Here is a 12,815-nt window from a genome sequence, read left to right as displayed (position 1 = left end):
AACATTTGCGTCTTCTGCGCGCCCAAACAGAGAGCCCCATGACCGCGACCGATTCCGCTGCCGAGAAGACCATTCTGCTGGTCGAGGACGATGACGTCGTTCGCCACCTGACCGTGGAGGTTCTCGAAGAGTTCGGCTATCGCGTCCATGCCCTGCGCGACGCCCCCAGCGCACTGGAACTGCTGCGCGGCGACCTGGCCGTCGACCTGCTGATGAGCGACATCGGCCTGCCCGGCATGGACGGCCGCGAACTGGTGCAGAACGCCCGCCAGGTGCGACCGACCCTGCCAGTGTTGTTCGCCAGCGGCTATGCAGAGCGGGAACTGCTGGAGGAAGTGCGCAGCCGCGACGCCGGGGCCGCCACGGCCAGCATCGTAAAACCCTACGACTTCGCGCTGCTGGCCAGCCGCCTGAGCGAGCTGCTCGAAGCCTGAGGCCGCGACGACGGCAGGCGCTGCCATGCATCGTCGGTCATCATCCTCATCGATAGCGCTTGCCTGCCGGCACCACTCACCTCCAGGCTGACTCGATCAGCCACCGAGGAAGTCGCCATGCCCAGCCTCAACCCCAGCCGCGAACAGATGCGCGCATTCGCCGAAGCGATGCCGGCCGATACGCCGATCGTGATGCTCAACCTGCTGCGTTTCAGCCCCCAGGCGAACTACCCCTCGGGCAGTGACGAGACGCCCTGCAGCGGGCGCGAGGCCTACGCGCGATACAGCCGTACGGCGCTGGCCAAGGTGCGCGGCGTCGGTGGCGAAGTGCAGTGGCTGGGCACGGCCCATGTCGCCGTCATCGCGCCAAACGACGAGCACTGGGACCAGGTCCTGCTGGTGCGCTATCCATCCTCCAGCGCCTTTCTCGCCATGCTCGCCGACCCCGAGTACCAGGCCGCGACGGTGCATCGCAGTGCCGCGCTGGCCGACTCGCGCCTGATCGGCACGACACCGGCCTGATCACTCCCGGCGGGCGGCGTTCTGCTGGTTCAGCACCAGCAAGCGTGCGGCGGTCTCGGCATCGGGCTGGCCATCGTAGTTGGCCGGGCGGTACTTCATCTGGAAGGCGGCGATGACATTGCGCGTCGCCTCGTCCAGCTCACCCTGCCGAGGCACCGTGTAGCCGTTGCGCGCCAGTTGCTCCTGGAACCACTGCACGCTGGGCAGACTGAGGGCGAACAGCGCCTGCTGACGCGCCACCGCAGCCTCGTCCGGCCAGGGCACCAGCCCCTCGTCGGCCAGGCGCTTCCAGGGGAACAGCGGGCCCGGATCGACCTTGCGCTGAGGCGCCACGTCGCTGTGCGCGATGATCGAGCCCAGCGGCAACTGGTGACGCTTGACGATGTCCTTGAGCAGCACGATCAGCTTGTCGATCTGCTGCGCCGAGAAGGGCTGCCAGTAGCGCCCGGCAGCGGTCTGGTAATAACCCTGGTTGACCAGTTCGATGCCGATCGTCGTGCTGTTCAGCCAGGTGCGCCCCTGCCATTCGCTGACCCCCGCATGCCAGGCGCGGCGGTCCTCGTCCACCAGGCGGTAGACGGTCGCCGGGGCATCGCCGATCAGGTAGTGGCTGCTCACCTCGGTGTGCGTCAGCAGGTCGAGCGAGCGCTGCAGATCGGCGGAGGTGTAGTGCAGCACCACGTACTGCACGCGGCTGTTCTGGCCAGTGGCCGTGTGGCTGTCATCGATGCGCAGGCCGCCCGTGCAGCCCGCGAGCAGAACAGCGATTAAAGCGAGGCAGAAAGACTTCATGCGTGACCGAATACGCTCTGCAGGTTGTCCAGCAGCATGTCGACGCTGAGCATGATCAGCAGCATGCCCATCAGCCGTTCCACTGCCATCAACCCGCGATTACCAAGAAAACGCTGCAGGAACGAAGCCTGCAGGAGAATGAACGCCGTCGCCGCCCAGGCCAGGATCAAGGCCAGATACAGCTCCCAGATCGGCCCGACATGGGTGTTGCGCAGGGTCATCAGCACCGCCAGGGCCGAGGGCCCGGCCACGGCCGGCGTCGCCAGCGGCACCAGCATCGGCTCGCCATCCGGTACATCGCCGAGCAGCCCCTGCGGGCTGGGGAAGATCAGGCGCATGGCGATGACGAACAGGATGATACCGCCGGCGATGGCGGTTGCCTCACGCGACAGGCCGAGTCCGGTGAGGAATTTGTCACCAAAGGTGAGGAACAACAGCAACAGTCCCAGGGCGAACAGCAGCTCGCGCGCGGCCACCCACAGACGCCGACGAGGCTCGACGTTCTTCAGCGCAGCGATGTAGATGGCGATGTTGCCGAAGGGGTCGGTGACCAGAAAGATCAGCACGGCGATGCTGAAGATGTCCATAGGCGCCTCCAGTGGCTAGTGCGCATAGTCTAGGGGTTGCGCCAGGCGGGTGCGAGCGGACGTAACGGTCCGCCTGCGGGCGCCAGGCCGGAGCGAAGCAACTTCGTGACCGGATCGAGGGGAGGCGTCCTGACAAAGACCACTCGTAGAAATGTATACAAATAGTTAGATTTTTAACCCATAAAATGTATACATTGACCCAACAAGAACAACAGCGAGTAGCTTCCCATGACCTCCCCCGCCCAGCGCCCCGAGGACGAGAACCTCGGTCTTGGCTCCAACCTGCTCTACGGCCTGCAACACGTACTGACCATGTACGGCGGCATCGTCGCCGTGCCCCTGATCGTCGGCCAGGCGGCCGGCCTGACGCCGGCCGACATCGGCCTGCTGATCGCCGCCTCGCTCTTCGTCGGTGGCGCCGCCACGCTCCTGCAGACGCTCGGCCTGCCGTTCTTCGGCTGCCAGCTGCCGCTGGTGCAGGGCGTGTCGTTCGCCAGCGTCGCCACCATCGTCGCCATAGTCGGTGCCAACGGCGGCGAAGGGGGGTTGCCGGTGGTGTTCGGTGCCGTGATCGGCGCCGCGCTGATCGGCCTGCTGATCACGCCGGTCTTCTCCAAGATCACCAGGTTCTTCCCGCCGCTGGTGACGGGCATCGTCATCACCACCATCGGCCTGACCCTGATGCCGGTCGCGGCCCGCTGGGCCATGGGCGGCAACAGCCAGGCCGCGGACTTCGGCAGCATGGCCAACATCGGCCTGGCCGCCTTCACCCTGGCCACCGTACTGCTGCTGAGCAAGGTCGGCAGCGCCAGCATCTCGCGCCTGTCGATCCTCCTGGCCATGGTGATCGGCACCCTGGCGGCCCTGGCATTCGGCATGGCGGACTTCTCCCGCGTCGGCGCGGGCCCGTTGCTGGCCTTCCCGACGCCGCTGCATTTCGGCGTACCGGTGTTCAAGGTGGCGGCGATCATCTCGATGCTGATCGTGGTGATGGTGATCCTGGTGGAGACCTCGGCAGACATCCTCGCGGTGGGCGACATCATCGACACCCGGGTCGACTCCAAGCGCCTCGGCAACGGGCTGCGCGCAGACATGATCGCCAGCGTCGTCGCGCCGCTGTTCGGCTCCTTCACCCAGAGCGCCTTCGCGCAGAACGTCGGGCTGGTCGCCGTGACAGGCGTGAAGAGCCGCTACGTGGTGGCCACCGGCGGCCTGATCCTGGTCACCCTCGGCCTGCTGCCGGTCATTGGTCGGGTGATCGCCGCCGTGCCCACCTCGGTGCTCGGCGGTGCGGGCCTGGTGCTGTTCGGCACGGTCGCCGCCAGCGGCATCCGCACCCTGGCCAAGGTCGACTATCGCAACAACATGAACCTGGTGATCGTCGCGACCTCGATCGGCTTCGGCATGATTCCCATCGCCATGCCGAGCTTCTACCACCACTTCCCGGCCTGGTTCGAAACCATCTTCCACTCGGGCATCAGCTCGGCTGCGGTCATGGCCATCCTGCTCAACCTGCTGTTCAACCACTTCACCGCCGGCAACTCCGATCAGCAGTCGGTGTTCGTCGCCGGCACCGAGCGCAGCCTGCGCTACCAGGACATCGCCGCCCTGCACGAGGGCGATCACTTCATCGGCGGCAAGCTGTACGACGCACAGGGCATCGAGGTGCCGTTGCAGGAGGACGCGGCTCACGCGCCTCGGCCACGGACCGCCGAGGCAACCCCGGCGACAGGCAGGAGCGAGGAGAAGCTACCGTCCTAGCGGGACGCACGCGCGAGGCAGCGCCGCCTCTTCACTGATCAGGCGGCCTGCTCGACCCGGTTGCGGCCAGCACCCTTGGCACGATACAGCGCCTGGTCGGCGCGCTCGAAAGTGGTCTCGGCCGATTCACCATCGCGGAACTCGGCAATGCCGGCGGAGAGGGTGATGGTCACCGGCTCGCCCTTGAAGTGGAACGGGCAGGCCTCGACCGCGCTGCGCAGGGTTTCGAGCAGCTGCAAGCCACCCTCCAGCGGCGTCGCCGGTACCAGCAGGACGAACTCCTCGCCACCGAAGCGCGCGATGAAGTCGGTCTTGCGCAGGCGCCTGTTCAACTCACCGGCGATGATCTTCAGCACCCGATCCCCGGCCAGATGGCCGTAGCCATCGTTGATCCGCTTGAAGTGATCGATGTCCAGTACCGCCATCAGCAACTGGCCGCCATAGCGCTGGCGACGGGCGACTTCCAGCTCGAGACGCTCGCTCCAGGCGGCGCGGTTGGGCAAGCCGGTCAGGGGATCGAGCAGGGACTTCTGCCGCTGTTCCTCGATGTGCGCGCGGAACTGCTGCGCCTCGCTCTCCATCTCCGCGACACGCTTGACCAGGCCCTGCAAGCGCTCGGCGACATCGTCCTCGGCGCTGTCGCGCTGGCGCTGATGGTTGCTGACGCTCTGCAGCAGACCTTCCAGGCGCTGTTCCAGCGCCTGCTTGAGCGCGTCCAGGTCGACCGCTTCCTGCACGCTGTTCTGCAGGTCGGTGACCTGATCCTGCAACTGCTGGTTGAAGTTGCGCGCGCTCTGCGCCGAAGCGCCGTAGCCCTCGTGTGCCTCGCTCAGGGTCTGAATGAAGGCCGCCAGGCGCTCGTTGAGCTGTTTCAGGTAGCCGGCGAACTCGCGCTGGCCGCCGTTGTTGATCGCCAGCAGCAGCACCGCCAGGTCGTCCAGCACCGGCACCAGTTCGTACCAGTTGAGATTGCCCTCCAGGCGTTCGCGCAAGGCTTCGCCCTGCGGCAGGTGGCTGGCCGGCAGGTCCAGCTCGTCGAGCAGGTTGCGCAGGCTGTTGGCGATATGCGGCGCCACGGCGCTGTAGCCCGGCTCGCTGCTGGGCAGGGAGAACGGGCCATCACCCTCGTCATCCAGCGGGACCAGGCCAGGCGGTACCGGCAGGCTGTCGAGTACCGCCGGCACCTCGGCGGCCTCCTGACGCACCGGCGCCGCACCGGCAGCGGCCTCGGCGACAGGTGCAGGTGCAGGTGCAGGTGCAGGTGCAGGTGCAGGTGCAGGTGCAGGAATTGACGCAGGCGCAGGCGCGGCCGGCAAGGGCTCGTCGACAGGCAGCGTCGGCGCGGCGGGCTCTGCCGCTGGCGGCACATCGGCGGCGGGTGCGGGCGCCGGTGTCACGGGCGCGTCGCTGGCACTCTCGTTGCGCGAGCCGAACAGGCGCTGCAGCAAACCGGGTTGGTCCTGCGCAGGTGCCTGCTGCACGGCCAGCGCCTGCGCCTGCAGATTGCTCAACTGGCTGAGCAGGGCCGGCAGCAGGTACTGATGGCTGGCCGCCTCGTCCAGCTGTTTGCCCAGCGCCTTGAGCGCCTTGCGCACCTCGCGGGGCGGCTCCAGGTCCTGTAACTGCGTGACCAGGCGCGCCAGCGCAGTGGCCGCCTCCGCAGCGCGCTTCTGACGGCGCTGCTCGGATTCCAGCACGGCCTTTTCCAGACGTGGGATCAGGCCACCCAGTGCCGCGTCCATGTCATCGCGACGCAGGATATCGCGCATCTCCTGCATGCACTGATCGACCGCCTTGTCGGCGCCCTCGGCAGCCAGACTGCTGCGCACCAGACCCCGGCGCAGCAGATCCAGGCGCAACTCCCAGCGGCGCTCGAGCTTTTCGTGGCGCTCCAGGCTACTCAGGTATTTGTCTTTCCAGCGTTGCGCGTCTTCGCTCATACGGCTCACTCGGCAGATGGCGTCTTCAGCATAGGCAGTTGCCCCGTATTCTGGGCCTGCGGCAGGCGGATTTCCACGGCCACGGGCAGGTGATCGGAAATCGCCTGGCTGAGGACATCGACGCGACCCAGCTCCAGTTCGGAGCTGAGCAGGATATGGTCGAGGCAACGCTGCGGGCGCCAGCTGGGAAAGGTCGCCCGCGCCTGCGGCGCGACCAGCCCGAGGTCGCGCAAGGGGGAGTTTTCCAGCAGGTCGACGGCATGGGTGTTCATGTCCCCCATCAGCACCAGATGGCGGAACTCGCTGACCCGTTCGCGAATGTAGGCCAGTTGCCGGACGCGGGTTCGCGCGCCCAGCGCCAGGTGCATCATGACCACGCCGAGCGCCTGCTCACCCTCGCCCAGGCGCAGGAAGATGGCGCCCCTACCCGGCGGCCCCGGCAGCGGATGATCCTCCAGCAGCGTCGGCCGCAGACGACTGAGCACCCCGTTGCTGTGCTGGGCGAGGCGGCCGAGATTGCGATTGAGCTGTTGGTACCAGTAGGGGAAGGCGCCCTGCTGGGCCAAGTACTCGACCTGATTGACGTAGCCGGAACGCAGGCTGCCGCCGTCGACTTCCTGCAAGGCCACCAGATCGAAATCGGCGAGCAGATCACCGATGCGCTGCAGGTTGCCGGCGCGCCCCGCGTGAGGCAACAGGTGCTGCCAGCCACGGGTGAGGTAATGATGGTAACGCTGGGTATTGATGCCGACCTGGACGTTGAAACTGAGCAGGCGCAACAGGCCGTCGGCTGGCCAGTCGCCCTGTGGCGAACACTGCAGGTTGACCTGTGGATCGCACAGGCCAACCGTACGTGTCTGTCGCCAGCGGCGCAGCATGTCTTGCGCCTGCGGCCGCTTACAGCGCGGCGCGTTCCTTGGCGATCAGGTAGTCGGCTACACCGAGGGCCTCACGCGGGCCGCCGGAGGAGCCGAGGTCGAAGCGGTACTTGCCGCCGACGATCATCACCGGTACGCCAGTGACCTGGTAAGCCATGGCCAGCTTCTTGGCCTTTTCCATCTGGCCTTTGACGGCGAAGGAGTTGAAGGTGCTGAGGAAGGTGTCGCGGTCCACGCCCTGAGTGGCGACGAAGTCGGCGAACTCTTCGGCGGAAGCCAGCTTCTTCTTCTCCTGGTGGATGGCGTTGAACACCGCGTCATGCACCTTGCCCTCGACCTTCATGCTTTCCAGGGTGAGGAAGGCCTGGCCGTGCACGTTCCAGATGCCACCGAACAGCGCCGGGACGCGGACGAAGTTGACATCTTCCGGCAGCTTCTCGACCCAGGGATTGAGGGTCGACTCGAACTGATAGCAGTGCGGGCAGCCATACCAGAACAGCTCGACGACCTCGACCTTGCCCGGTTTGGAGATCGGCACCGGGCTTTTCAGCTCGACGTATTGCTGGCCGGCAACCGGCTCGGCGTGGGCGCTGAGGCCGAAAAGACTGCTGATCGCCAGAGCGGCGCCGAAAATCAGGTTACGCATGGGGGTACTCCTTGGCTGGAAAGCGTCGCCCTAGTGGCGATTCGAGACTATGACTCGCTGGCACCGGGCCGGTTCCGCCCATTGTAGCCACCGCGCCCAATAAAAAGGGCGGCCGCAGCCACCCTTTGTCTTACCAAGTGCAACGGCGGTCTGTTAGTGCAGACCCTGGATGAAGCTGGAAACCGCTTCGATGTCCTTGTTGCTCAGCTTGGCGGCGATGGAACGCATGATCATCGAGTCGCCGTCGTTGGTGCGGTTGCCTTCGCGGAAGTCGGTCAGCTGCTTGGCAACGTACTGCGCGTGCTGGCCACCCAGGTGCGGGAAGGCAGCAGCGGCCAGGCCAGCGCCGTTCGGCGAGTGGCAACCGGTGCAGGCCGGCATGCCTTCTTCCAGCTTGCCGCCACGGAACAGCGCTTCACCACGCTGGACCAGCTTGGGATCGGCAGCACCGACGCTCATCTTCTGGCTGGAGAAGTAGGCAGCGATATCTTCCAGATCCTGGTCGCTGAGGTTGTCCAGCATGCCGGTCATCTCGACCACCTGGCGGTTGCCGGACTTGATGTCGTGCAGCTGCTTGAGCAAGTAACGCTCGCCCTGACCAGCCAGCTTGGGGAAGTTTGGAGCAGGGCTGTTGCCATCAGCGCCATGGCAGGCGCCACAGACAGCGACTTTGCCCTGACCGGCTTCGGCATCGCCAGCAGCCTGCGCCACGCCAGTGAGGCCCAGGGTCAACAGCAGACTCACGAGTACTTTGTTCATCAGCTAATCCAACTACGGCTAAGAGAGAAAAGGGTTATCGGTCGGGTTTACTCATTCGCTCATCAATTTGATGACCGCCTGGTAATCCTCGGCCGTGCAGTCCATGCACAGGCCGCGCGGCGGCATGGCATTCAAACCATTGGTGACGCTCTGCACCAGTGCATCCGTCCCCTTGGCCAGACGCGGCTCCCATGCGGCCTTGTCGCCCTTCTTGGGCGCCGTGGGAATCTGGCCGTTGTGGCAAACACCACAGGCACGGTCATACACAGCTTGCGGATCCTGAGCAGCATAGCCGTTGAAAGACAGCATCAACACGGCAGCTGCAAGCAGCATTTTCTTCATCAGATCAACCTCATCAGGGTAGAGAGCGTTCTGCTTTCTATCGAGCAGAGATGTAATCGCTCCCAGCAATCGGGTTCCTGCGGGTGGGACAAAGCGCACACAAAATCTGCGGCATTATATACTGGCAACGCTGAAACGGAAACGACGCCGCTTGCCGCGCCACCTGGCGTGCGGTAGGTGCGCGGAAATGTCGCAAGCCCTCGAGCGCCTCAATCGCCTCGCGGCAACCACCGGATACCCCCATGCTCCCGAAGAATCCCATCATCGGTCTGTGCCAGCAGGCCAGCTTCCTCATCAGTGCCGCCAAGGTCGATCAGTGCCCCGAGGACAGCGGTCTGGAAGTCGCCTTCGCCGGTCGCTCCAATGCGGGCAAGTCGAGTGCCTTGAACACCCTCACGCATGCCAGCCTGGCGCGCACCTCGAAGACCCCCGGGCGCACCCAGCTGCTCAACTTCTTCAGCCTGGACGAGGAACGTCGCCTGGTGGACCTGCCCGGATACGGCTACGCCAAGGTGCCGATCCCGCTCAAGCAGCACTGGCAGAAACACCTCGAAGCCTATCTGGGCAGCCGCGAGAGCCTGTGCGGCCTGGTCCTGATGATGGATATCCGCCACCCGCTGACCGAGTTCGACCGCATGATGCTGGACTGGTCGGTGGCCAGCGGCATGCCGCTGCACATCCTGCTGACCAAGGCCGACAAGCTGGCCTTCGGTGCGGCGAAGAACGCACTGCTAAAGGTTCGTCAGGAGATCCGCAAGGAGTGGGGCGAAGGCATCAGCATCCAGCTGTTCTCGGCGCCCAAGCGCATGGGCGTGGAGGAGGCGCAGATGGTGCTGGCCGCCTGGCTGGACCTGCTGCCGGAAGAAGATGAGGAAGGCACTGAGGCCTGAGTCAGGCTGCAGCTACGGCACCTGAAGAAGATCGTTCAACGCCCGTTTTGACCTGGGATGCCTCAAAGAAGCCCGTTCCCGCCCTTCGGGCACCCCGGCTTTGGCATCCCCCTGCATCCACGCAGTCGTCTCCGATAAATGGGAGAGGCTCAGCAGAGTGCCGCTGGCGGCCGCTTTTTTTCAGGCAAAAAAAACCCCGAGCTTCGTATGGGGAGGGAGAAGTTCGGGGTTCAAGGTCTGAACCGCTAGGGCGGGGTCCAGATGTCTGCCAACACTTAACACAACAAAGGAGCATTGAAGGGCTTAACGGCCATTCACGAACTCTGACCTGGCTGTCTGGCGGAAAGTTCATCGCTTTTTTAAAAACCATTTGCAATAAGAAAGCGTCGTTTGATGCCCTGAAACCCATAAGCTAGAGCGGCCGCGGCTTTGCGCCGCGGCACCGGGTATCAATGCGCTTCATCCCAGTTGGCACCGACACCCACTTCGACCAGCAACGGCACATCCAGGTCGGCGGCGTCCCCCATCAGGCTCTGAAGCTTGGCACCGACCTCGTCGACCAGGTCCTCGCGCACCTCCAGCACCAGTTCGTCGTGGACCTGCATGATGATTCGCGCATCCACGCCGCTGTCCTGCAACCAGCCGTCCACCTTGATCATCGCGCGCTTGATGATGTCCGCCGCCGTGCCCTGCATGGGCGCGTTGATCGCCGCCCGCTCGGCCCCCTTGCGCATGGCCTGGTTCTGCGCGTGGATCTCCGGCAGGTACAGACGCCGGCCGAACACGGTCTCCACGTAGCCCTGCTCGGCCGCCTGCGCACGGGTGCGCTCCATGTAGCTGAGCACGCCGGGATAACGGGCGAAGTAACGGTCGATGTAGGCCTGGGCCTCCTTGCGCTCGACGTCGATCTGCTTGGCCAGGCCGAAGGCACTCATGCCATAGATAAGACCGAAGTTGATGGCCTTGGCCTTGCGCCGCTGATCGCTGCTGACCTCGTCCAGCGCCACGCCGAACACCTCGGCCGCGGTGGCCTTGTGCACGTCCAGGTCATTGCGGAAGGCCTCCAGCAGGCCTTCGTCCTTGGCCAGGTGGGCCATGATGCGCAACTCGATCTGCGAGTAGTCCGCCGCCATCGTGCGGTAGCCCTTGGGGGCGACGAACGCCTGGCGGATCCGCCGCCCTTCGGCGGTACGGATCGGGATGTTCTGCAGGTTCGGGTCACTCGAGGACAGGCGCCCGGTCGCCGCCACCGCCTGGTGGTAGCTGGTATGGATGCGCCCGGTACGCGGGTTGATCTGCTCCGGCAACCTGTCGGTGTAGGTGCTCTTGAGCTTGCTCAGGGAGCGGTACTGCATCAGCACCTTGGGTAGTTCGAAGTCCTGCTCGGCCAGCTCGGCGAGCACCGCCTCGGCGGTGGACGGCTGGCCCTTGGCGGTCTTGCTGATCACCGGGTAACCGAGCTTCTCGTAGAGGATCACCCCGAGCTGCTTGGGCGAAGCCAGGTTGAACTCCTCGCCGGCGATCTCGAAGGCCTTGCGCTCCAGTTCCACCAGTTTCTCGCCCAGTTCGACGCTCTGCTGACCGAGCAGCCTGGCATCGACCAGCGCACCGTTGCGCTCGATGCGCGCCAGCACCGGCACCAGCGGGATCTCGATCTCCCGCAGCACCCTGGCCAGTGACGGTACGGCCTCGAGGCGGCCCCAGAGTTCCTGGTGCAGACGCAAGGTCACGTCGGCGTCCTCGGCGGCGTAAGGCCCGGCCTGCTCCAGCGGAATCTGGTCGAAGGTCAGCTGCTTGGCCCCCTTGCCGGCGATGTCCTCGAAGCGGATGGTGCTGTGGTTCAGGTACTTCAGCGCCAGGCTGTCCATGTCGTGACGGGTGGCGGTGGAGTCCAGCACGTAGGATTCGAGCATGGTGTCGAAGGCCACGCCCTGCACCGCGATCGGCGTGCTGGCATTGGCCAGGACATTGATGTCGTACTTGGCATGCTGGCCGACCTTGGCCTTGGCCGGGTCTTCGAGGATCGGCTGCAGCGCCTTGAGCACGGCATCGCGGTCGAGCTGCTGCGGCACGCCCATGTAGCTGTGGGCCAGCGGCACGTAGGCGGCCTCGCCGGCCTTGACCGCGAAGGACAGGCCAACCAGTTGCGCCTGCTGGGCATCGACGCTGGTGGTTTCGCTGTCGAAGGCGATCAGCTCGGCCTGCTCCAGCTTCTTCAGCCAGGCATCGAACTGCGCCTGCTCCAGCACCAGCTGGTAATCCCCGCTGCTCGCCGGCGCGGGTTCGGCAAGCGCCTCGGCAGCGCCAGCGACCGGCTCGGCGAACAGATCACCGGCAGGCGCAGCGGCCTTGGCCGCCAGGCCCTTGTTCTGGCGCAGCAGGTCGTCCAGCCAGTTCTTGAATTCCAGTTCGCCATACAGCTCGACCAGCGCCGCCTGATCCGGCTCGCCCGGATGCAGGTCATCGATGGCGATGTTCAGCGGCACGTCGGTCTTGATGGTCGCCAGCTGATAGGAGAGGTAGGCCATCTCGCGGTGTTCCTCGAGCTTGGCCGGCAGGCCCTTGGCGCCGCGAATCGGCAGCGCCGGCACCTTGTCGAGATTGGCGTAGAGCACGTCGAGACCACCACCGATGCCGACCAGCAGGCCGAGCGCGGTTTTCTCGCCGACCCCGGGTACGCCGGGAATGTTGTCCACCTTGTCGCCCATCAGGGCCAGGTAATCGATGATCAGCTCGGGACCGACACCGAATTTCTCCTTTACGCCACCTTCGTCATAGACGCTTCCGGTCATGGTGTTGACCAGCGTAACGTGCGGGCAGACCAGTTGCGCCATGTCCTTGTCGCCGGTAGAGATCACCACGTCGCGCTGTTCACCGGCTGCCTGCCGGGCCAGGGTGCCGATCACGTCGTCGGCTTCCACGCCCTCGACGCACAGCAGGGGCAGGCCCAGGGCACGCACGCTGGCATGCAGCGGCTCGACCTGGACACGCAGCTCGTCCGGCATCGATGGACGATTGGCCTTGTACTCGGCGAACAGCTCATCGCGGAAGGTGCCGCCCTTGGCGTCGAAGACCACGGCGAACGGACTGTTCGGGTATTGCTTGCGCAGGCTCTTGAGCATGTTCAACACGCCCTTGACCGCCCCGGTGGGCATGCCCTTGGACGTGGTCAGCGGGGGCAGGGCGTGGAAAGCGCGGTACAGGTACGAGGAACCGTCGACCAGAACGAGGGGAGCTTGGCTCATGCGCGGGATCAACCTTTTC

At 65.2% G+C, this 12,815-nt stretch carries 12 protein-coding genes; 4 read left to right on the top strand and 8 right to left on the bottom strand.

All coding sequences use genetic code 11. The features are described from left to right. Window positions 1-38: 38 nt before the first annotated feature. Window positions 39-434, top strand: a complete 396-nt coding sequence (locus JLK41_RS00670; RefSeq protein ID WP_175254458.1) for a response regulator — start codon at window positions 39-41, stop codon at window positions 432-434. Window positions 435-551: 117 nt separating this feature from the next. Next, entirely contained in the window at window positions 552-956 is a 405-nt protein-coding gene (locus JLK41_RS00665) for a DUF1330 domain-containing protein (protein WP_037053933.1), read from the top strand. Here JLK41_RS00665 and JLK41_RS00660 read toward each other — a convergent pair whose 3' ends face one another. Then, complete coding sequence (locus tag JLK41_RS00660; protein WP_037053935.1) at window positions 957-1,748, bottom strand: N-acetylmuramoyl-L-alanine amidase; 792 nt, start codon at window positions 1,746-1,748, stop codon at window positions 957-959. Next, window positions 1,745-2,335: a MarC family protein gene (locus tag JLK41_RS00655; protein ID WP_037053937.1), complete on the bottom strand. Its 591-nt coding sequence runs from the start codon at window positions 2,333-2,335 to the stop codon at window positions 1,745-1,747. Before JLK41_RS00655 ends, JLK41_RS00660 begins: the two co-directional genes overlap by 4 nt. Window positions 2,336-2,563: 228 nt before the next feature. On the opposite strand from JLK41_RS00655, the gene JLK41_RS00650 reads away from it, so the two are divergent. Continuing rightward, window positions 2,564-4,096 carry a nucleobase:cation symporter-2 family protein gene (locus tag JLK41_RS00650; RefSeq protein ID WP_134677567.1) on the top strand — a complete coding sequence of 511 codons (1,533 nt, stop codon included), beginning with the start codon at window positions 2,564-2,566 and terminating at the stop codon, window positions 4,094-4,096. A 38-nt stretch (window positions 4,097-4,134) separates the two neighbouring features. Here JLK41_RS00650 and JLK41_RS00645 read toward each other — a convergent pair whose 3' ends face one another. The 5 genes from JLK41_RS00645 to JLK41_RS00625 all read right to left on the bottom strand — a co-directional run bounded on the left by JLK41_RS00645 (window position 4,135) and on the right by JLK41_RS00625 (window position 8,661). After that, on the bottom strand, window positions 4,135-6,036 hold the full coding sequence (locus JLK41_RS00645; protein ID WP_210390137.1) for a GGDEF domain-containing protein: 1,902 nt from the start codon (window positions 6,034-6,036) through the stop codon (window positions 4,135-4,137). Between the two features lie 5 nt (window positions 6,037-6,041). Next, window positions 6,042-6,914, bottom strand: a complete 873-nt coding sequence (locus JLK41_RS00640) for an endonuclease/exonuclease/phosphatase family protein (RefSeq protein ID WP_210390136.1) — start codon at window positions 6,912-6,914, stop codon at window positions 6,042-6,044. A 19-nt stretch (window positions 6,915-6,933) separates the two neighbouring features. Beyond that, window positions 6,934-7,560, bottom strand: a complete 627-nt coding sequence (locus JLK41_RS00635; RefSeq protein ID WP_179553088.1) for a thiol:disulfide interchange protein DsbA/DsbL — start codon at window positions 7,558-7,560, stop codon at window positions 6,934-6,936. Window positions 7,561-7,713: 153 nt separating this feature from the next. Further along, window positions 7,714-8,319, bottom strand: a complete 606-nt coding sequence (locus tag JLK41_RS00630; RefSeq protein ID WP_037053950.1) for a c-type cytochrome — start codon at window positions 8,317-8,319, stop codon at window positions 7,714-7,716. A 51-nt stretch (window positions 8,320-8,370) separates the two neighbouring features. Then, a complete protein-coding gene (locus JLK41_RS00625; RefSeq protein ID WP_037053953.1) occupies window positions 8,371-8,661 on the bottom strand; it encodes a c-type cytochrome in 291 nt (96 codons plus the stop codon). Window positions 8,662-8,903: 242 nt separating this feature from the next. Here JLK41_RS00625 and yihA point away from each other — a divergent pair, with 242 nt between their 5' ends. Then, a complete protein-coding gene (gene yihA, locus JLK41_RS00620) occupies window positions 8,904-9,551 on the top strand; it encodes a ribosome biogenesis GTP-binding protein YihA/YsxC (RefSeq protein ID WP_047584511.1) in 648 nt (215 codons plus the stop codon). Between the two features lie 449 nt (window positions 9,552-10,000). Here yihA and polA read toward each other — a convergent pair whose 3' ends face one another. Next, a complete protein-coding gene (gene polA / locus JLK41_RS00615) occupies window positions 10,001-12,796 on the bottom strand; it encodes a DNA polymerase I (protein WP_134677563.1) in 2,796 nt (931 codons plus the stop codon). Between the last annotated feature and the right edge of the window lie 19 nt (window positions 12,797-12,815).

The organism is Ectopseudomonas khazarica (assembly GCF_017915135.1).
GTDB lineage: Bacteria > Pseudomonadota > Gammaproteobacteria > Pseudomonadales > Pseudomonadaceae > Aquipseudomonas > Aquipseudomonas khazarica.
This window is presented reverse-complemented; position numbering and strand designations above follow the sequence as displayed.